General features: G+C 69.0%; 17 protein-coding genes. 6 read left to right on the top strand and 11 right to left on the bottom strand.

Annotated features, from left to right (window positions below; translation table 11 throughout):
* Positions 1–13: 13 nt before the first annotated feature.
* The 3 genes from IB278_RS03615 to IB278_RS03605 form a co-directional block, all read right to left on the bottom strand.
* Positions 14–838: a class II aldolase/adducin family protein gene (locus tag IB278_RS03615; protein WP_192322620.1), complete on the bottom strand. Its 825-nt coding sequence runs from the start codon at positions 836–838 to the stop codon at positions 14–16.
* A gap of 149 nt (positions 839–987) precedes the next feature.
* Positions 988–2,097 (bottom strand): LLM class flavin-dependent oxidoreductase, encoded by a 1,110-nt coding sequence (locus IB278_RS03610; protein WP_192322619.1) that lies wholly within the window; start codon positions 2,095–2,097, stop codon positions 988–990.
* Positions 2,098–2,133: 36 nt separating this feature from the next.
* Entirely contained in the window at positions 2,134–3,126 is a 993-nt protein-coding gene (locus tag IB278_RS03605; RefSeq protein ID WP_192322618.1) for an ABC transporter substrate-binding protein, read from the bottom strand.
* Positions 3,127–3,235: 109 nt separating this feature from the next.
* Here IB278_RS03605 and IB278_RS03600 point away from each other — a divergent pair, with 109 nt between their 5' ends.
* From IB278_RS03600 to IB278_RS03580, 5 genes are all read left to right on the top strand, one after another.
* Entirely contained in the window at positions 3,236–4,468 is a 1,233-nt protein-coding gene (locus IB278_RS03600) for an acyl-CoA dehydrogenase family protein (protein WP_145745267.1), read from the top strand.
* Entirely contained in the window at positions 4,465–5,445 is a 981-nt protein-coding gene (locus IB278_RS03595) for an ABC transporter substrate-binding protein (protein WP_192322617.1), read from the top strand. The genes IB278_RS03600 and IB278_RS03595 overlap by 4 nt, the downstream gene beginning before the upstream one ends.
* Positions 5,442–6,062 (top strand): cysteine dioxygenase, encoded by a 621-nt coding sequence (locus IB278_RS03590; protein WP_192322616.1) that lies wholly within the window; start codon positions 5,442–5,444, stop codon positions 6,060–6,062. The genes IB278_RS03595 and IB278_RS03590 overlap by 4 nt, the downstream gene beginning before the upstream one ends.
* On the top strand, positions 6,059–7,684 hold the full coding sequence (locus tag IB278_RS03585) for a rhodanese-related sulfurtransferase (RefSeq protein ID WP_192322615.1): 1,626 nt from the start codon (positions 6,059–6,061) through the stop codon (positions 7,682–7,684). The genes IB278_RS03590 and IB278_RS03585 overlap by 4 nt, the downstream gene beginning before the upstream one ends.
* Positions 7,685–7,811: 127 nt before the next feature.
* Positions 7,812–8,033 carry a hypothetical protein gene (locus IB278_RS03580; RefSeq protein WP_145745275.1) on the top strand — a complete coding sequence of 74 codons (222 nt, stop codon included), beginning with the start codon at positions 7,812–7,814 and terminating at the stop codon, positions 8,031–8,033.
* Positions 8,034–8,050: 17 nt separating this feature from the next.
* Here IB278_RS03580 and IB278_RS03575 read toward each other — a convergent pair whose 3' ends face one another.
* From IB278_RS03575 to IB278_RS03550, 6 genes are all read right to left on the bottom strand, one after another.
* Positions 8,051–9,511: a DEAD/DEAH box helicase gene (locus IB278_RS03575; protein ID WP_145745277.1), complete on the bottom strand. Its 1,461-nt coding sequence runs from the start codon at positions 9,509–9,511 to the stop codon at positions 8,051–8,053.
* 131 nt (positions 9,512–9,642) lie between these two features.
* Positions 9,643–10,524, bottom strand: a complete 882-nt coding sequence (locus IB278_RS03570) for a neutral zinc metallopeptidase (protein ID WP_145745278.1) — start codon at positions 10,522–10,524, stop codon at positions 9,643–9,645.
* A gap of 97 nt (positions 10,525–10,621) precedes the next feature.
* A complete protein-coding gene (gene dcd, locus IB278_RS03565; RefSeq protein WP_018905384.1) occupies positions 10,622–11,188 on the bottom strand; it encodes a dCTP deaminase in 567 nt (188 codons plus the stop codon).
* Positions 11,189–11,270: 82 nt separating this feature from the next.
* Complete coding sequence (guaD, locus tag IB278_RS03560) at positions 11,271–12,557, bottom strand: guanine deaminase (RefSeq protein WP_145745280.1); 1,287 nt, start codon at positions 12,555–12,557, stop codon at positions 11,271–11,273.
* Positions 12,558–12,634: 77 nt separating this feature from the next.
* Positions 12,635–13,618 carry a hypothetical protein gene (locus IB278_RS03555; RefSeq protein WP_145745282.1) on the bottom strand — a complete coding sequence of 328 codons (984 nt, stop codon included), beginning with the start codon at positions 13,616–13,618 and terminating at the stop codon, positions 12,635–12,637.
* Positions 13,615–14,220 (bottom strand): short chain dehydrogenase, encoded by a 606-nt coding sequence (locus IB278_RS03550; protein ID WP_145745284.1) that lies wholly within the window; start codon positions 14,218–14,220, stop codon positions 13,615–13,617. Before IB278_RS03550 ends, IB278_RS03555 begins: the two co-directional genes overlap by 4 nt.
* 104 nt (positions 14,221–14,324) lie before the next feature.
* Here IB278_RS03550 and IB278_RS03545 point away from each other — a divergent pair, with 104 nt between their 5' ends.
* Positions 14,325–15,206: a LysR family transcriptional regulator gene (locus IB278_RS03545; protein ID WP_145745286.1), complete on the top strand. Its 882-nt coding sequence runs from the start codon at positions 14,325–14,327 to the stop codon at positions 15,204–15,206.
* Here IB278_RS03545 and IB278_RS03540 read toward each other — a convergent pair.
* Entirely contained in the window at positions 15,203–16,303 is a 1,101-nt protein-coding gene (locus tag IB278_RS03540; RefSeq protein ID WP_145745288.1) for a BMP family ABC transporter substrate-binding protein, read from the bottom strand. The genes IB278_RS03545 and IB278_RS03540 overlap by 4 nt on opposite strands.
* 111 nt (positions 16,304–16,414) lie before the next feature.
* Positions 16,415–18,946, bottom strand: coding sequence for a penicillin acylase family protein (locus IB278_RS03535; RefSeq protein ID WP_192322614.1), 2,532 nt, complete (start codon positions 18,944–18,946; stop codon positions 16,415–16,417).
* Positions 18,947–19,029 lie beyond the last annotated feature (83 nt).

The following is a 19,029-nucleotide window of genomic DNA, read 5'->3' as shown; positions in this document are numbered from 1 at the left end:
CAGTAGTTTTTCTTCAGAGCAGCAGATCGGGCTCCGCTTCGACCAGGCCTTCGTAGAGGCTGTCGAAGGAATGGATGGCCCCCTCCGGCCCTCCGATCTGGCTGTGCGTGTGGCGCGCGGTGTCCTCGTCGATGGGCTGCGGCTTGCCGGCGGCCTCGGCAAGGAGTTGCGTGTGGCAGGCGTTGTCGAGCGCGATGTACCACCACGCGGCGGCCTCGACCGTGGGGCCCGCGGTCAGGATGCCGTGGTTCTTGAGGATCGCGCCTTTCTTGTCGCCCAGCGCCCGCGCGATGCGGTCGCCCTCGCTGGTGTCGACCACCATGCCGGTGAAGTCGTCGAACAGCGCCACGTCGCGGTGGAACACGCAGCTGTCCTGCGTGATCGTGTCGAGCTTGCGGCCGAGCGTGGACCAGGCCTTGCCGTAGGTCGAGTGCGTATGCGCGGCCGCGACGATCTTCGGGTTGTGCTCGTGGATCGCGGCGTGGATGGCGAAGGCGGCCTTGTTGAGCGGCCGGTCGCCGATCACCGTCTCACCCTTCGCGTTGACCAGCAGCAGGTTGGAGACCTTGATGCGCGAGAAGTGGACGCCCAGCGGATTGACCCAGAAGTGGTCGCTGAGCTCGGGGTCGCGCGCGGTGATGTGGCCGGCCAGGCCTTGGGCGAAACCGAAGCGCGCGAACAGGCGGAACGCACCTGCGAGGCGCTCCTGCCGGTGGCGGCGCTCGGCCTGCACGCTGGTGCGCGGCGGGATCGGGTCGAACCAGTACTTCTGCTGCGGGTGGGGGTTGAGCTTGAGCGGCTGGGCCGCGTGGCGGTCGATGGAAAGAACGGCATTCATCGGAAATCTCTTGGGGTATTGGGTGTTGCTCCTTCCCCTCCCGGGGGAAGGTTGGGATGGGGGCATGACGGCTTCCAATGCAGTGGCAGTGGTCGAGGCCGCGAGCCCCCACCCCTGCCCTCCCCCGGAAGGGGAGGGAGAAAGTCAGGTCACGCCGCTTTGCGAGCCAAAGCCGCGCGCTGCGCCACCAGCTCGCGCGTGCGCGGAATCAGCTCGCGGCCGTAGTCGATCGCGTCTTCCAGCGGATCGAAGCCGCGGATCAGGAAGGTGGTCACGCCCAGGTCGTAGTAGTCGAGCAGCGCGTCGGCCACCTGCTCGGGCGTGCCGACCAGCGCCGTGCTGTTGGAGCGGCCGCCGATCTCCTGCGCGACCGCCGTCCACAGCCGCTTGTCGAGCCGCGTGCCCTTCTCGGCCGCGGCGAGCAGGCGCTTCGCACCTTCGCTCTGCTGCGGCCCGCCGCGGTTGTAGCCCTGCACCACGCGCAGGCGCCGGGTCTCGGCCAGGATGCTGTCGGCACGCGCCCATGCGGCCTCTTCGGTCTGCGCCAGGATCGGGCGGAACGACACCGAGAAGCGCACGCTGCGCCCGTGCTTCGCGGCCTCGGCACGCACGCGCGTGGTGAGCTCGCGCGCCTGGTCGAGCGACTCGCCCCACAGCGCATACACGTCGGCGTATTTGCCGGCCACCGGAATGGCCGCCTCCGAAGCACCGCCAAAATACACCGGCACATGCGGCCTGCCATTGCGCGTCTGCACCGGCTTCACTTCGGAGAAGGCGTTCTGGAAGCGGTAGTGCGCGCCTTCATGGTCGAAGGGCTTGTCGGCGGCCCACACCTTGTGCAGCACGTCGAGGTATTCGTCGGTGCGCGCATAGCGCTGGTCGTGGCCGAGCCAGTCGCCGTCGCGGCGCTGTTCCTCGTCGGAGCCGCCCGAGATGTAGTGCACCGCGAGCCGGCCGCCGCTGAACTGGTCGAGCGAGGCGAACTGCCGCGCCGCCAGCGTGGGTGCGACGAAGCCCGGGCGGTGCGCAAGCATGAAGTGGATGCGTTCGGTGACCGATGCGGCGTAGGCCACGGTGAGCGTGGCATCGGGGCCGGTCGAATGGTGCGGTACCAGCACGCGGTCGAAGCCGGCGTTCTCGTGCGCCTGGGCGAAGGCGCGCACGTAGTCGCGGTCGATGGCCGGGCCCTTGGCGGCGTGGATCTCCGAGACCTTCTGGCCCTGGATCATGCCGATGAATTCAACGTCGTTCTGGCTCATGGTGTCCTCGTGTTTTCAGAATGGATGCGTGGTGGTTCAAGCGGCAGGCGGGCGCAGCACGCTCTCGAAGCTGCGGTCCCACAGGGGCGTCACGTCGGCCGGGCCGTCGAGCACGCCGATCTTCAGGAAGGTGTCGGCCACCTGCTGGTGGCTGCGCACCACGGCGTCGGTGACGGGGCCGAGGCTGTAGTCGCCGCTGCGGCCGTTGAAGAGTTCGACCAGGTCGCCGACCGGCACGCGCGTCTCGGCCGATTGCGCACGCGCATAGGCCAGGAAGTTGCCGTTGATCCACGCGAACGAACGCTGCAGGCGCTGCAGCAGGTCGCTCAATGCCGCGCGGCGCAGTTCGTCGTCCAGCGCGCGCGGGTTGGCGTAGATCGGGAAGTTGCCCGACAGGTAGCCCACGCCGGTCTTGATGGTGCGCGCGCCGTACTGGATGCGCGCGATCTGGCCGTTGTAGCCGTAGATGGCCCAGGCATCGAGATCGCCGCGCGCGAAGGCCGAGAGGCCGTCCGAAGGCGTGAGGCTCACGGCCTGGATGTCGCTGAACGACAGGCCCGCCTCGGCCAGCTGCCGGGCCAGGTAATAGTGCGAGGTGGTGGCGCGCACATAGCCCACGCGCTTGCCCTTGAAGTCGGCAATCCGGCGGATCGGCGAATCCTTGCGTGCCAGCGTGGCCTGGTTGTTGAGGTCTTCATGCGTCACGGCCACCAGCTTCACGCTCGACTTCTGGCGCGCAGCGAACACCGGCGGGATCTCGCTGCCCGAGCCCAGGTCGAGCGCATCGCCGTTGATGGCCTCGATGTGCAGCACGCCGTTGTTGAGCTCGCGCCAGTCGATCCTGTAGGGCGTGTTGGCCTGGCCGGAAGCCTGCAGCAGCGGCCGCCAGAGGCCCTTGTAGGTGCCGACGCGCAAGGTCACGCCGGAAAGGTCGCGCGCCGGTGCCGCAGCCCGCGCCGCGCCCAGGGCACTCCAGCCTGCGGCGGCCTGCAGCAGGCGGCGCCTGTCGATCGGGAAGTCAGTTGTCATGCACCGGACCGTACCGAGGCAGCCGGAAAAAGCGAACGCAGAAAAACGAGTTTGCATATGCGGGATGCGTCGTTTCCGGTGTGGCGCGGTCCCGGTACTGTGCGCAGCCATGAGTGCACTCCCCTTGCGCCGCCCGCCGGCCACGAATGAAGACCCCGCGCCTGCCACCGTCGATGCCGCATTGCTCGCGCATCTGTCGGCGCAGTTCACCGCCACCGCGGCCGACCACGACCGAAGCGGCGCCTTTCCGCATCCGAACTTCGCGGCCTTGCAGTCGCATGGGCTCATCGGCCTGGTGGCGCCCGCGGCGCACGGCGGCGGCGGCGCCACGCTGGCCACGGCACGCCGCGTGATTGCGGCCGTGGCGCGCGGCGAGCCGGCGACCGCGCTGATCCTCACGATGACCTACCTGCAGCACCATGCACTCGCGCGCAGCGACAGCCGCTGGCCGCCGCACCTGCGCGAACGGGTGCTGCGCAGTGCGGTGGAACGCGGCGCGCTCATCAATGCGCTGCGCGTGGAGCCCGCGCTCGGCTCGCCCGCGCGCGGCGGGCTGCCCGCAACGGTCGCGCGCCGCGAAGGCAGCGGCTGGAGGATCGACGGCCACAAGCTCTACACGACGGGCATCGAAGGCCTCAGGTGGCTCGCCGTGTGGGCCCGCACCGATGAAGCCACGCCGCGCACCGGCGTCTTCCTGGTGCCGCGCGATGCGCCCGGCGTGCGCGTGATCGCGAGCTGGGACCATCTGGGCCTGCGCGCTTCGGGCAGCCACGAAGTGGTGTTCGAGAACGTGGCCATCGAGCTCGACCATGCGGTCGACCTGCGTGCACCGGCCGACTGGGCGCCCGACGCCGGCAGCCAGACCGACATCGATGCCCACGCCGCGCAGCAGGCCTGGATGACGGTGCTGCTCGGCAGCCTCTACGACGCCGTGGCGCAGGCGGCGCGCGGCTGGCTGGTGGACTTCCTGAACCATCGCGCGCCCGGCAGCCTGGGCGCGCCGCTCGCGAGCCTTGCGCGCGTGCAGGAGCATGCGGGCGAGATCGAGGCGCTGCTTCGCACCAACCGCGTGCTGCTCGACGAGGCCGCCCGTGCCGTGGACGAAGGTCGCGCGCCGCCGGCCACCGACAGCGGCCTGCTCAAGTACACCGTGACCGGCAACGCGATCCGCGCGGTCGAGCTCGCGCTGCAGCTCAGCGGCAACCACGGCCTCGCGCGGCAGAACCCGCTCGAGCGGCACTACCGCGACGTGCTGTGCAGCCGCATCCACACGCCGCAGAACGATGCGATCCTGGTCGTGGCGGGCAGGCGTGCGCTGCTGTCCGAGGGAGCTGCCGCATGACCGATCTGCCGTTCTCCAAGGCCTCGCGCCGCCGCTGGCTCAAGCAGGGCGCGGCGCTCTCGCTTGCCGCGGCCGGACCGCTGCGCGCATGGGCGCAACCGCAAACCACGCTGGTGCTCGGCGACCAGGCCGGCGGCCTGCGCGCGCTGTTCGAAGCCTCGAAGGCGCTCGAAGGCGTGCCCTTCGCCTATCGATGGGCCAACTTCCAGGGCGCGGCGCCACTGTTCGAGGCGCAGCGCAGCGCGGCCGTCGACACCGCCGTGGCCGGCGACCTGCCGGTGCTTGCCGCGGCGGTCGGCCGGACGCCGCTGAAGATCGTCGCCACGCGCGTCGGCAAGGCCGATGCCCTGGGCATCGTGGTGCAGCCCGATTCGCCGTTGCGCAAGGTGGCCGATCTGCGCGGCAAGACCGTGATCGTGTCGTCCGCGCGCGGCAGCATCTCGCAATACCAGCTCTACGGCGCGCTCGAAGAGGCCGGTGTGCGGCGCGACGAGGTCACGGTGAAGTTCGTGCTGCCGACCGATGCGGCCGCGGCCTTCGCCTCGAAGCAGATCGACGCCTGGGCCGTCTTCGATCCCTACTACACGATCGCGCACCAGCAAGGCGGGCGCATCCTGCGCGACGGACGCGGCATCAACACGGCGCTGGGCTTCATCACGGCCAGCGAGCCCTCGCTGGCCGACCCCGCCAGGCGCGCGGCCATCGTGCAGTTTCTGGACCGGCTGGCGCGCGCAGGCGAATGGGCGCTGGCCAACCCCGAGGCCTATGCGCAGGCCTACAGCCAGCTCACGCGCCTGCCGATCGAATCGGCCCGCATCATCACGGCGCGCGCCTCGGTCACGGGCCGGCCTGTGACCGAGGCCGACATCGCCGCGCTGCAGACGGTGGCCGACCGCTCGGCGCGCGACGGCATCCTGCCGCTGCGGGTGGACGTGCGCGCCATCACCGATGCGCAGCTGTGGAAGCGCCCCGCATGAGCGGCACCTCGGCCATCGCGCCGCTGCGCGAATTCGTCACCGCGTTCGGCCGCCTGCTCGACAGCGGCCCCGAGGAGCCGCGCATTCTTTCCGAAGGCGGCGCCCTGCTCCGAACGCTGGTGGCGCAGGACGACTGGCTGCCCGACGCCTTCGCCCAGCCCGACCCGTCGCGCTACCAGCAGTTCCTGCTGCATGCCGACAGCACCGAGCGCTTCTCGGTTGTGAGTTTTGTCTGGGGACCGGGCCAGGCCACGCCGGTGCACGACCACACCGTATGGGGCCTGATCGGCATGCTGCGCGGCGCCGAATACAGCCAGGGCTATGCCGTCGGCAGCGACGGCCGGGCACGGCCGCAAGGCGAAGCGGTGCGGCTGGACGCCGGCGACGTGGAGGCCGTGTCGCCCGCCATCGGCGACCTGCATCGCGTGCACAACGCGCATGCAGGCCGCGTATCGATCAGCATCCACGTGTACGGCGCCAACATCGGCGCCGTGCGGCGGCATACTTACCCGGCCGAAGGCGGGCGCAAGCCCTTCGTCTCGGGCTACTCCAACACGCTGCTGCCCAACCTGTGGGACCGCTCAGCCGAACTCAGATCGACCACGACATCCGCATGACGACCACTGCCTTCCCCCTGCTGCCCTTCGCCGCCGTGCGCGCACGCCTGCTCGCACGCGAGGAAACCGCGCTGCTCGACGTGCGCGAGGAAGACCCCTTCGCGCAGGAACATCCGCTGTGGGCCGCGAACCTGCCGCTCTCGCGCATCGAGATCGAGGCCTGGCGGCGCATTCCGCGGCGGGACACCTTCATCGTGCTGTACGGCGCGCATGGCGGCATCGACCTGGCGCCGCTCGCCGCGCGCACGCTGGCCTCGCTGGGCTACACGAACCTGCACCTGCTCGAAGGCGGCCTCGAGGGCTGGCGCGCGGCCGGCGGCGAGCTGTTCCGCGACGTGAACGTGCCGAGCAAGTCCTTCGGCGAGCTGGTCGAACACGAGCGGCACACGCCCTCGCTCTCCGCGCCCGAGGTGAAGGCGCTGGTCGACGGCAAGGCCGACGTGGTGGTGCTCGACGCGCGCCGCTTCGACGAATACCAGACCATGAGCATTCCCTCGGCCACCAGCGTGCCCGGGGCCGAACTGGTACTGCGCGTGCGCGAGCTCGCACCCGATCCGTCGACCCAGGTGATTGTCAATTGCGCGGGCCGCACCCGCAGCATCATCGGCACGCAGTCGCTGGTGAATGCGGGCATTCCGAACCCGGTGGCGGCACTGCGCAACGGCACCATCGGCTGGAAGCTCGCAGGACAGGTGCTGGACCATGGAGCGCAACGCAAGGCGCCGGCCGAGGTCTCCGATGCGCACCGCGCGCAGGCCCAGGCCGATGCGCGGCGCGTGGCCGACAGGGCCGGCGTGCGCCGCATCGCGCTCGATGCGCTGCATGCGCTGGAAGCCCCGGGGCGCACCGTGTACCGCTTCGACGTGCGTACGCCCGAGGAATACGAGGCCGGCCACCTGTCCGGCTTTGCGAGCGCGCCCGGCGGGCAGCTGGTGCAGGAAACCGATCACCAGGTGCCGGTGCGCGGCGCGCGCATCGTGCTGGCCGACGACGATGGCGTGCGGGCCTCGATGAGCGCATCCTGGCTCGCGCAGATGGGATGGGAGGCCTACGTGCTCGACACGGTGCCTGCCGCTTCGGCCTTCGCCGAGACGGCCGCGCCGTCGCCCGCCTTTCCGCCCGCCGCGGCCATCGTGGGAGAGATCTCGCCAAGCGAGCTGGCGGCCCTGCTGAAGCAGCAGAGCGGCACGGCAGTGATCGACGTGACCACCAGCGCCAACTATGTGAAGCGCCACATCCCCGGCGCCTGGTATGCGATCCGTGCGCAGCTCGCGGGTGCGATCGATGCGGCCATTCCTGCATCGCAACGCTATGTGCTGACCTGCGGCAGCAGCCTGCTCGCATGCTACGCCGCGGCCGACCTGCGCCTGCTGCTCGATGCGCGCGGCCAGCGCGACGTCGAAGTGCTTGTGCTGGCCGGTGGCAACGCGGCATGGTTTGCGGCAGGCCTCGAAGCCGAATCGGGCGAGACGCGGCTCGGGACGCCGCGCACCGACCGCTACCGCCGGCCCTATGAAGGCACGGATGCGCCGGCGGAGGCCATGCAGGCCTACCTGGACTGGGAATACGGCCTTGTGGCGCAGCTGGCGCGCGACGGAACGCACCATTTCCACGTGATCTGAGGCGCGGCGCGCCGCCCTGGCTTGCAACCGGCCGGTCACATTATTTCGCGAGGGTAAAGGAGGTCATCCGCCGGTGGCGCGGGGCGTTTTCTGGGAATAACGATCAACTCGTCCCAGGAGCATCGCCATGAGACTGCCTGTTCTCGCCCTTTCGGCCGCCGCGCTGGCGGCCATCCTGACCGGCTGCGTGGTCGCGCCGGCGCAACCTGTTTACACAGCGCCACCCGGCGTCGCCTACGTGGCCCCGACCTATGTGTCGCCGGGCGTGGGTTTCGTCTGGAACTACCACCCGCGCTACGGGTATGGCTGGTACCACCCCCGCTACGGCTGGCACCGCGGATGGAGGTAGCCCAGCGGGGGGGGAAATCAGCTGGTTTCGGCGCTCTTGAAGAGGGCCGCGACCTTGCGCTTGGTCTTGATGTTGCTCGAGATGCCGCGTGAAGGCGCCGCCTTGGCGGCGGCTTCCCAGGCCGGCGTGGCGTCGGCCTGGCCCGGCTCGTAGGGCTTGTCGAAGAACGGATCGCGCGGCGCGGAGGGTGCGCGGTGCGGACGTCCGCCGCCGCGGCGGACTTCGGCCTCGCGGCGCTCGCGCGGCTGGTCGAGCACGTCGCGCGCATCGCCGGCTTCGCCTTCTTCGCGCCAGTGGCGGCGTCCGTCGTTGATGCGGCCGCGCGGACGGTCTTCCTCGAATTCGACGGGTTCGAGCTCGATCTTCTTCTTGATCAGCTTCTCGATGTCGGCCACCAGGCGCGCGTCGTTGCCACCGCTCGCAAAGCTCACGGCCAGGCCCGAGGCGCCGGCGCGGCCGGTGCGGCCGATGCGGTGCACGTAGTCTTCGGCATTGAACGGAATGTCGAAGTTGAAGACCGCGGGCACGTCCTTGATGTCGAGGCCGCGGGCCGCGACGTCGGTGCACACCAGCAGGTCGACCTCACCGGCCTTGAACGAGGCGAGCGCCTTCAGCCGCTCGTCCTGGCTCTTGTCGCCGTGCAGCGCGGTCGTGCGAAGGCCGTCGCGCTCGAGCGAACGCGCCAGGCGTGCGCAGCCGAGCTTGCTGTTGACGAACACGAAAGCCTGCGTGATGCCGCGCTGCTTCACGATCTGCTTGAGCGCGCGGCGCTTGTCGTCGTCAATCACGCTGTAGAAATGCTGCTCGACCGTGGAGGCCGTTTCGTTCGGCCGCGCCACCTCGATGGTGACGGGGTTCTGCAGGTAGCTGTTTGCAAGCCGCTTGATCTCGGGCGAGAAGGTGGCCGAGAACAGGAGCGTGGTGCGCTGCTTGGGCAGGTAGCTCAGGATGCGCTGCAGGTCGGGCAGGAAGCCGATGTCGAGCATGCGGTCGGCCTCGTCGAGCACCACGTACTCGACCTGGTTCAGCACGGCGTTCTTGGCCTCGATGTGATCGAGCAGCCGGCCCGGCGTGGCCACCAGCACTTCAACGCCCTTCTTGAGCTCGAGCGTCTGAGGCTTCATGTCGATGCCGCCGAACACCACCGTGCTGCGCAGGTTGGTGTACTTGGCATACAGCTTGACCTGCTGGGCCACCTGGTCGGCCAGTTCGCGCGTGGGCAGCAGCACCAGCGCACGCACCGGATGCCGCGCGGGCGAGGTGGAGGCGTTCTCGTGCTTGAGCATGCGCTGCAGCAGCGGCAGCGAGAACGCCGCGGTCTTGCCGGTGCCGGTCTGCGCGGCTCCCATCACGTCCTGCCCCGAAAGCACGACCGGAATGGCCTGCTCCTGGATGGGAGTCATGGTCTCGTAGCCCATTTCGGCTACGGCGCGCGCCAGCGGTTCCGCCAGCGATAGATTGGAGAAGGAGCTTGTCATTAAGCCTTCTATTGTCGCACTGCCGCAAAAAATGGCAGTGACAGCGGCGCGACAAACTCCGCGCCAGCCGCATTGCTACTTATTTTGTAGCAACTCGCCCAACATCCACGGGCCTTTGAAGGCCTCGAGACTCAAAGATTGCGTGCGTTGAAGGTGTCGCAGGACTTGACGTCGCCGCTTTGGTAGCCCGCGCCGAACCAGCGCTGGCGCTGCGCACTCGATCCGTGGGTGAAGCTGTCGGGCACCACCGCGCGGCCCGCGGAACGCTGCAGCGCGTCGTCGCCGATCTTCTGCGCGGCATTCATCGCGGCCTCGATGTCGCCCGGGTCGAGCCACTTCTTCGACTCCTGCGAATGGTGCGCCCAGATGCCCGCGAAGCAGTCGGCCTGCAGTTCGACGCGAACGCTCAGGGCGTTGTTCTGCGACTGGCTCAGCCGCCCGCGCATGCCATCGACCTTGGCGGTCACGCCGAGCTCGTCCTGCACGTGGTGGCCGACCTCGTGCGCGATGACGTACGCCTGCGCGAATTCGCCGGGCGCGCCGAGCTGGTTCTTGAGCGTGTCGTAGAAGCCGAGGTCGATGTAGACCTTCTTGTCGCCGGGGCAGTAGAACGGCCCCATGGCCGCCTGGCCGGTGCCGCATGCCGTGGGCGTGGCGCCGCGGAACAGCACGAGCCGCGGCGGCTGGTAGCTGCCGCCGTTCTGCCGGAAGATGTCCGTCCAGACCACCTCGGTGTTGCGCAGCACGGTCGAGACGAAGGCCGCCTCGCGGTCGCTCGAGGGCGGCTTGGGCGCGGGGCCTTGCTGCTGTTGCTGCACCTGGACCTGCTCGCCACCGCCGCCGCTCAGCAGGCTGAGCACGGTCAGCGGATTGATGCCGAAGATCCAGCCCGCGATCAGCGCGACGGCAACGGTGCCGATGCCGATGCTTCGCCCGCCGATGAAACCGCCGCCGCCACCTTCACCACGGCGGTCTTCGACGTTCTCGGATTGTTCGTTGCCTTCCCATCTCATCGCAGTCTCCTTGCCGGCCTTGCGGATTTGCCGGATCGCCTCGGGATGGTACTTGGCCCTGCCGCCGGCTGCGTAACCGGCGGTCAGAATGCGCGGATCAGGTCTTGGGCAGCGTGACGCCGCGCTGCCCCTGGTACTTGCCGCCGCGGTCCTTGTAGCTGGTTTCGCAGACTTCGTCGCTCTCGAAGAACAGCACCTGTGCGCAGCCCTCTCCTGCATAGATCTTGGCGGGCAGCGGCGTGGTGTTGCTGAATTCGAGCGTCACGTAGCCCTCCCATTCGGGCTCGAAAGGCGTCACGTTGACGATGATGCCGCAGCGCGCATAGGTGCTCTTGCCCAGGCAGATGGTGAGCACGTTGCGCGGAATGCGGAAGTACTCGACCGTGCGCGCCAGCGCGAAGCTGTTGGGCGGAATGATGCAGTAGTCGCCGTGCATGTCGACGAAGCTCTTCTCGTCGAAGTTCTTCGGGTCGACCACGGTGCTGTGGATGTTGGTGAAAACCTTGAATTCAGGCGCGCACCGGATGTCGTAGCCGTAGCTCGAGGTGCCATAGCTGATGATCTTGTGGCCGGCGGCCTCGCGCACCTGGCCGGGCTCGAAGGGCTCGATCATGCCGGTCTGCTCGGCCATGCGCCGGATCCATTTGTCGCTCTTGATGCTCATATGCGGTCGCTGATGCTGCTGCGGGGAGGAATGGCGCGAATTGTGGCATGCGCCATGCCCCGGCCCTACGGCGAGCTTGCGGCTATCCCGCCTGCGAGATCACCGTGCGCTCCACCAGCCGGTCGTCGCCCAGCACGATCATTGCGAACAGCAGCTCCTCGAGGCTGTTCGCGCGCGCGGCCTTGCGCGCCAGCAGGGGCGTGGCCTGCGGGTTGAGCACCAGGAAGTCGGCCTCGCAGCCGGGCTGCAGGTTGCCGACCACGCCACCCAGCCCCAGCGCGCGCGCCGCGCCGCCGGTGTGGCGCCACCAGAGCTCGGAAGGTGCGATGCTCAGGCCGGCCTTGGTCTGCCCTTCGCGGCCCACGTAATAGGCTGCCATCATCGTGTGGAAGGGGCTGAAGCTGGTGCCGCCGCCCACGTCGCTGGCCAGGCCGTAGGGGTAGCCCACGCGGTCGGCCGCGCCGAAGTCGAAGAAGCCGCTGCCCAGGAACAGGTTGCTGGTCGGGCTCACGGCCGCGGCCGTCTTCGTGTCGCGCAGCAGCGCGCGGTCGGTGTCGTCCAGGTAGATGCAGTGCGCATACACGGCGCGCTCGCGCATCAGCCCGAAGCCGGCGTACACGTCGAGGTAGGAGCGCGCCTCGGGATAGAGCTCGCGCACCCACGCCACCTCGTCGCGGTTCTCGGCCACGTGCGACTGGATCCAGGTGCCGGGATACTTTGCGGCCAGCTCGCCCGCGCCGCGCATCTGGGCGTCGGTGCTCGCGGGCGCGAAGCGCGGGGTGATGGCGTAGCCCAGGCGGCCGGTGTCGTGCCACTTGCGGATCAGCGCCTCGGAGTCGATGAGGCTCTGCTCGGTTTCATCGCGCACGCCGTCGGGCGAATGCCGGTCCTGCAGCACCTTGCCGCTGATCATGCGCAAATTGCGGCGCCGGGCGCCCTCGAAGAAGGCGTCGACCGAGGCCACGTGCGAAGTCGCGAAGGCCAGCGCGGTCGTGACGCCGTTGCGCAGCAGCTCGTCGAAGAACACGTCCGCCACTTCATTCGAATGCGCCGGGTCGGCGAACCTGGCTTCCGCCGGGAAGGTGTAGTTCTCGAGCCAGGGCAAGAGCCCCGGCGAGGGCGAGCCGATGATGTCGGTCTGCGGAAAGTGGATGTGCATGTCCACGAAGCCCGGCGCGAGGATGCGGCCCGGCAGGTGCGTCAGCTCGGCATCGGGATGGCGCGGCGACACGGCCGCATGGCTGCCGGCGTCGAGCACGCGCTGGCGGCCGGCACCGTCGGGCGCGACGACCAGCAGGCCGTCTTCATCGAAAACGGGCCGTCCGGCGTCGTCGAATCGCAGGAGGGAGGCGCGGTAGGCTTTTTTCATCGTGACTGCCGAGGGTAATCCAGCGCCGCGGCGCCGCAATTTCCATGTGCGTATGAATGCTATATGCCGAATGCACTTCAATCCGGCGGCAAGGCGCGCGACTGGATGTCGAAAGGCACGCCGCGGAGAACGGCCGCGTCGTCGTCCTTGTGCTTGAGCAGCAGCGCGTATTTGGATTCGATGAAATAGACGCGGTTGCCGAGCACCGCCCCGGAGGACGGGTCGTTGAGCCCGGCGGCCACCGTCTGCAGGCCGAGCTTTGCGCCATCGATGCGTGCCACCGTGACCTGCCCGCCATAGGGTCCGTCGCCGAAGGCATTGCTCTCGAACAGCACCAGCCGCCCGGGCTTCCAGGCGCGGATTGCGTCGACATTCTTCATCACGCGCGGCGCCTCGATGCGCGTGACCTCGCCAGCCCGGCCATCGGCGTTCAAACCGATGCGCAGCAGATGCGACGATGCCACCACGAGGCTCACGTAGATGGCGCGCCCACCATCGATGGCGATGCCGTTCAGTCCCTTGTAGGGCCCTTCGCCTGCCAGCGCCGGATCTTCCTTCCAGACCGCGAGCGCGGATGCGCCTGGCGCGAGCCGCAGCACGCGCGGGTGGAAGGAATCGGTCACGTAGATGTTGCCGCGCGTGTCCTGCGCAAGGTCGTTGCAGTAGCCTGCATCGGGCATGGCGTAGCTTGCGCGCGGCGTGCCCGTGGCCAGGTCGTAGCGCTTGAGCGCGCTCGGCGTCTGCGGCACGGTGGTGAAGCCGCTGTTGCCCGAGCAGACCCACAGGGCCTGGTGTTTCGCATCGACCAGCACGCCCTGCCCGTTCGCCAGGCCGTTGGCGCCGGGCTTCACGAGCAGTTCGGCCTTCGGCGCGGCGCCCGGCTTCAACCTGGCGACCGCGCCCTGCCGCCAGCTGCCGACATAGAACGCACCGTCCGGCCCGATCGCGACGCTTTCCGGGTACCAGTCTTCGGGCAGCGCCTGTACCGTGGGCGGCGCGGCAGTGGCCGCCGCCGTGGCGAGCGCGAGCAGCGCACCGGCCCATCGCGTGCGCCCGCTCATTGCCACACGCGGAACACGCGCCCCGTGAGCGGGCCTTCGACGCTGCGCACGTAGGCCAGCGCCACGCGCGCGGCCGGTACGGTTTCGACGCCCGGAAAGAAGGCGCCGTACGCCGCCACCGATTCGGTCAGCAGCGTCGGACTGACCGCATTGACGCGCAGGCCGCGCGTCAGCTCGATCGCCGCGCCTTTCACGAAACCCTCGACCGCCGCATTCACGGCCGCCGCATTGGCTCCCCCGCGAACCGGATCGTCGGCCGCCACGCCCGTGGTCAGCGTGATCGAGCCGCCATCTGCCAGAACCTGCTGGCCCAGCAGCGCAAGGCGCACCTGGCCGAGCAGCTTGTCCTGCAGGCCGATATTGAAATCGGCCGGCCGCATTTCTGCGAGCGGCCCGAAGAACAACCCCCCAGCCGCCGAGACGATCGCATCGACGCGCCCCACCACCGCATACAGCGCCTGGACGCTCGCATCGTTGGTGATGTCGACCTGCAGTTCGCCGCGCGTACGTCCCGCCCGCACCACCTCGTGCCCGCGTTCGGCCAGCACTCCGGCCACCGCACTGCCTATGGCGCCCGTCGCGCCCACAACAAGAATCTTCATGAACAACCTCGTCGAAATGAATCAGGAAGGGCCCATTGTTTTACGAACAGATAGTTTGATAAATTGCCATTCGGTTCGGCAATTCGAAACTCGAAGTTCTCAATATGGACAAGCTGCGCGCCATGGAAGTCTTCGTCACCACGGTGGACGCGGGCAGCTTCGCCGCGGCGGCCGAGGCGCTCGATCTCTCGGCCGTGATGGTCGGCAAGCACATCCGCGCGCTCGAAGATCAGCTCGGCGCGCGCCTGCTGGAGCGCACCACGCGGCGCCATGCGCTCACGGAAATCGGCGCGGCCTACCTGGAGCGCTGCCGCGACGTGCTCGCGAGCGTGCACACGGCCGACGGCGTGGCCGAGTCGCTGCGCGCCATGCCGCAGGGCGTGCTGCGCGTGACGGCGCCGGTGGCCTACGGCGCACACCGGCTCACCCCGGTGATCGGCGATTACATCGCGGCCTATCCGCAGGTGAAGGTGGACCTGGTGCTCAACGACCGCGTGGTCGACCTGGCCGAAGAAGGCTTCGACTGCGGCATCCGCTCGGGCGCGGCGGTCGACGAACGCCTCATCGCGCGGCCGCTCGCACTGGCGCGCATGTTCGCGGTCGCAAGCCCCGCGTGGATCGCGCGCCACGGCCAGCCGAAGCACCCCTCGGACCTCGAGGCCTTTGCGCTGCTGGGCTTTGCCGCCTGGGGCCCGAACCATTCATGGCGCTTCACGCGCGGCGGCCAGACGGTGCATGTGCCGGTGCGCGGCCCGCTCACCACCAACAACGGGCAGGCGCTGCTCGCTGCCGCAATGGCCGGCGTCGGGGTGATCGTGCAGGCCGATGCGCTGCTCGGCCCTGCCCTGGCCTCGGGCCAGGTGGTTCAGCTGCTGCCCGAGTGGGAGCTGCCGACGCGGCAGGTGCACATCATGCGGCTGCCCGAGGCCCGGCCGAGCGCCAAGCTGCGCACCTTCGTCGACTTCGTGGTCGAGCGCTTGGGTTAGCGCGCCACACGCCCCTGCACGCCCTCGACCAGCCAGTTCATCTTCAGGATCTGCTCGTCGTTCAGCTGCGCACCCTTGGCGATGACGGTGCGGCCTTCGTTGTCGCGCACGTCGCCGCCCACCGCGCGGAACGGCTGCAGCCTGCCTTCCGCGATGTCCTTCTGCCGCGCCAAAACTTCCTGCTGCACGGCCTTGGGCACCTTGGTGCCGAAGTCGCCGACGCGGATCATTCCCTCCTTCACGCCGCCCCACACGTTGCCGCTCTTCCAGTTGCCTTCGAGCACGGCCCGCGCACGCTCGGTGTAGTAGCCGCCCCACTGGTGCGTGACGGCGACGATCTGCGCGTCGGGCGCGATCCTGCGCATGTCGGAGTGGTAGGCCACGGCCATCTTGCCGCGTTCCTGCGCCGCGGCCATGACGGCCGTGGAACCGGTGTGGAAGGCGATGACGTCGGCGTTCTGGTTGAACAGCGCCATGGCCGCGTCGCGCTCCTTCGGCGGATCGAACCACTCGTTGAGCCACACCACGGCCACCTTGGCATCCGGGTTCACCGAGCGCATGCCGAGCGTGAAAGCGTTGATGCCCTGCAGCACCTCGGGAATCGGAAAGCCCGCCACATAGCCCGCAACGTTCGTCTTCGTCATGCGGCCGGCCGCGATGCCCGCGAGATAGCGGCCTTCGTAGTAGCGCGCATTGGCGGTGGCGACGTTGGGCGCGGCCTTGTAGCCGGTGATCGATTCGAACTTCACGTCGGGGAAATCGCGCGCCACCTTGAGCGTGGGCTCCATGTAGCCGAAGCTGGGCGTGAAGATCAGCCGGTGCCCCTGCTGTGCGAGGTCGCGGATCACGCGCTCGGCGTCGGCGCCCTCTGGCACGTTCTCGACGAAGGTGGTCCTGACCTTGCCGCCAAGTGCGGCCTCGACGGCCTTGCGGCCCTCTTCGTGCTGGCGCACCCAGCCGGCATCGGTGACCGGCGTGACGTAGACGAAGCCGATCTTCAGCGGCTCTTTCGGAGCCTGCGGTTGCGACAAGGCGGGAGACAGAAAACAGGCGGCTGCCCACGCCAGAACGGCGCGGCCCGCGAGGTTTTTGTACATGGTGTTCCTCTACATGGCCCCGGAAAAGCAAAAACCCGCAACCGGCCGGGACGCCCGGCTGCGGGGTGCGGATTTTAGTCGGCCGTTTTCAGGCCGACCGGCCCGCGCCGGCTACTCGCTGACGACCGCGCTGCGGTAGGCCGCATCGGCCTTGATCTCGGCTTCGGAGAACGGCACCTTGAGCCACTGCCCCGCGCTGTAGGCGCGCGTGTAGTCGGCGCTGTGCGCCGAGGCCGGGTCGTCCGACAGCGAGAACGTGAGGAAGGTATGCGCCTCGACGCCGCCCTCGGGGAAGCGCACGATCTGCATGTAGCTGTTGCCGTTGGGGTTGCCGTCCATCGTGTAGCCGCCCTTGTCGAGCCGGTTCTCCGAGCAGGCGATGGTGAAGTAGCCCGGCCCGCCGCAGCCGCCGTACAGCGGGATCTTCTGGCCACCGCGCGTGGCGAACAGGTAGTCGCCGCGCTTCGCATCGAGCGCAAAGCCGCTGGCTTCCACGCGCGCGATGGCCGCGCCGAAAGCCTGCTGCAGCGCGGCTTGCGCACCGGGCTTCAGGTCGCGCGGCGTGTGGATCGGGTCGCTCGCGCTGAAGGGCACGCTGTAGAGTGTGGCCGCGGACTGCAACGAGGCGCGGATCCAGAACTCGTCCCAGATGTGCGCGCCGCGCGCCCCGCTCGTGCCGGTGTTGTCCCAGGCCTGGAGTGCCGCGCAGGCCGGACCGGTGTCCACGTCGCGCCCGATGGCTGCGCCGCCCTGCGGATCGGCCGCCACATTGATCGTCGGCGTCGCGCACACCATGGCCAGCGCCTGATCCTTGAACAGCTCGGCCGTCAGCACGCGGCTGTCGAGCACCATCCGCTTGACGGTGTCGGCAGTGGCCCCCTTGGCGCCGTACGCATCCCCGCCGTCGATGCGCCCCTGTGCCAGCAGGTTGCCCAGGCGCGTGCGGAAGGTGACCGGTTCGGTTCCCGCAGGCCCCATGATGGCCGGGTAGCCGGACATCGGTGCCTTGGGGTTCGCGAGCCAGTAGCTGTCGTTCATGTTGGCCACGTAGTCGTCGCGCATCAGGCTGGGCATGCGGGCCGGGCCGATCGCGCCCCGCTGCGCGGAATCGGCATCGGTCTGCCAGTCGCATTCGCTCTTCGAGCCATCGAAGACCGGCACGCGCGGCAGCGAGGCGCCGATCGCCGCACCCAGCGGCGTCGTGCAACTCGCCACCTGGGTGGGCGACACATTGGGGATCGCGCCGATGTCGGCATACCAGGCCTTGGGCGCGCCGCGGCCCACGGCCACGGTGTTGACCCACGGAATGGCCGATTCCTCGCGCTGGATCGCGATGAACTCGTCGAGCGACTTCGCCTGGTTCCAGCGCAGCCAGTTCCGGAAGGTGCGGTAGTTCTCGCCGTTGATGTCGCGGATCGCGAAGGCCGTGGTCTGGCTCCAGGCCAGCGCGGCGTTCAGCGGCGCCAGGTTGACCATCGGCCCGTACTCCGACTTGTAGAGCGTGCGCGTCACCGGCGCCACGCTGCCGTCGGACTGCTTCACCTTGACCGTGATCTCCAGCGCCTGCATCTTCACGGCGCTGCCATCGCGCATGTAGCGGGTCGGGTCGCCCGCCACGAGCTTGAGTTCGAAGAAGCCGAAGCGGCGCGCGGTCGACACCGTGTGGCTCCACGCGATGTTGTCGTTGAAGCCGATCAGGATCACCGGAATGCCCAGGAACGAGGTACCGCTGATGTTGAGCTGGCCCGGAATCGTGAGCTGCGCCTGGTAGAAGCGGTCGGGCCCGCGCCAGTACCAGTGCGGGTTGCCGAAGAGCAGCGGGCTCGCGTCGCCGGTGGCCGCGGTGCCGAAGCCGATCATGTTGCTGCCGACGCCTTCGTGCCCGCCCACCTGCAGCCCGGGCATGCGCATGCCGGCCCTCGCGAGTTGCAGCGCGCCCTTGTCGAGCCTGCCGCGCGCGGCGGTCTTGGTGGACGCCGCCGGTGCCGGAGTGATCGCGTTGGCGATGTTCGGCAGGAAGTTGCTGTAGCCGCCTGCGAGATTGGCCGCGTACATGCGGCGGTAGATGTCTTCGGCCGTGACGGGCTTCACCCAGGGCTCGTTGCGGCAGGCCTCGTGCGCCGCGCCGCCGGCCTTCAGCTCGCGCACATAGCGGTTGTAGCCCGCGGCGAAGCCCTCGACCAGCTGCTTCAGGTTGTCGGGCTGTGCGGCAATCATCTTCTCGAGCACGTCGGCCGAGATCACGTGCCGGTGGAAGAAGTCGGAGTCGATGTTCTTCGGCCGGCCGATGGTGCTGCCGGCCACGAGCTGGGCCTCTCCGCCGAGGTACTGCGAACGCTCGCCGCGGTAGGTGAGGAACGAGTCGGCCATGGTGCAGAGGTTGTCCTCGGCCTGCGCGTAGCCATAGCCGTAGCCCGCGCCGGACCAGGTGTCGGCCTTGATGTGCGGCACGCCCATCGCAGTGCGGCGGATCTCGGCCTTGTAGGTGCTGTCGGCCGGCGGGTTGGCGGGCGGATTGCCGGTGACGGGCGGGAACGAGAACCCGTTGCCGCCTCCTCCGCCACCGCAGGCGGTGAGCGCGGCTGCCGTGGCCAACGCGAGCAGGAACGGCGGCATGGCGCCGCGCGAAGATGTCTGTCTCATGGATGTCTCCGGTTGATGCTCTCTTGATGGAGCAACCTGGAGCCTACGCATGGAGACAGGCGGCGGCTTGAACGCAGCCGCTG

Origin of the sequence: Variovorax sp. VRV01 (genome assembly GCF_014852545.1) — a bacterium.
Classification (GTDB): Bacteria; Pseudomonadota; Gammaproteobacteria; order Burkholderiales; family Burkholderiaceae_C; genus Variovorax; species Variovorax beijingensis_A.
Note: the sequence above shows the minus strand (reverse complement) of the source record. Positions and strands in the feature narration are given on the sequence as shown.

Coding starts and splice junctions, on each gene's coding strand:
- IB278_RS03615 (WP_192322620.1), bottom strand. CDS start 838: ATGAATGCCGTTCTTTCCATCGACCGCCACGCGGCCCAGCCGCTCAAG.
- IB278_RS03610 (WP_192322619.1), bottom strand. CDS start 2,097: ATGAGCCAGAACGACGTTGAATTCATCGGCATGATCCAGGGCCAGAAG.
- IB278_RS03605 (WP_192322618.1), bottom strand. CDS start 3,126: ATGACAACTGACTTCCCGATCGACAGGCGCCGCCTGCTGCAGGCCGCC.
- IB278_RS03600 (WP_145745267.1), top strand. CDS start 3,236: ATGAGTGCACTCCCCTTGCGCCGCCCGCCGGCCACGAATGAAGACCCC.
- IB278_RS03595 (WP_192322617.1), top strand. CDS start 4,465: ATGACCGATCTGCCGTTCTCCAAGGCCTCGCGCCGCCGCTGGCTCAAG.
- IB278_RS03590 (WP_192322616.1), top strand. CDS start 5,442: ATGAGCGGCACCTCGGCCATCGCGCCGCTGCGCGAATTCGTCACCGCG.
- IB278_RS03585 (WP_192322615.1), top strand. CDS start 6,059: ATGACGACCACTGCCTTCCCCCTGCTGCCCTTCGCCGCCGTGCGCGCA.
- IB278_RS03580 (WP_145745275.1), top strand. CDS start 7,812: ATGAGACTGCCTGTTCTCGCCCTTTCGGCCGCCGCGCTGGCGGCCATC.
- IB278_RS03575 (WP_145745277.1), bottom strand. CDS start 9,511: ATGACAAGCTCCTTCTCCAATCTATCGCTGGCGGAACCGCTGGCGCGC.
- IB278_RS03570 (WP_145745278.1), bottom strand. CDS start 10,524: ATGAGATGGGAAGGCAACGAACAATCCGAGAACGTCGAAGACCGCCGT.
- dcd (WP_018905384.1), bottom strand. CDS start 11,188: ATGAGCATCAAGAGCGACAAATGGATCCGGCGCATGGCCGAGCAGACC.
- guaD (WP_145745280.1), bottom strand. CDS start 12,557: ATGAAAAAAGCCTACCGCGCCTCCCTCCTGCGATTCGACGACGCCGGA.
- IB278_RS03555 (WP_145745282.1), bottom strand. CDS start 13,618: ATGAGCGGGCGCACGCGATGGGCCGGTGCGCTGCTCGCGCTCGCCACG.
- IB278_RS03550 (WP_145745284.1), bottom strand. CDS start 14,220: ATGAAGATTCTTGTTGTGGGCGCGACGGGCGCCATAGGCAGTGCGGTG.
- IB278_RS03545 (WP_145745286.1), top strand. CDS start 14,325: ATGGACAAGCTGCGCGCCATGGAAGTCTTCGTCACCACGGTGGACGCG.
- IB278_RS03540 (WP_145745288.1), bottom strand. CDS start 16,303: ATGTACAAAAACCTCGCGGGCCGCGCCGTTCTGGCGTGGGCAGCCGCC.
- IB278_RS03535 (WP_192322614.1), bottom strand. CDS start 18,946: ATGAGACAGACATCTTCGCGCGGCGCCATGCCGCCGTTCCTGCTCGCG.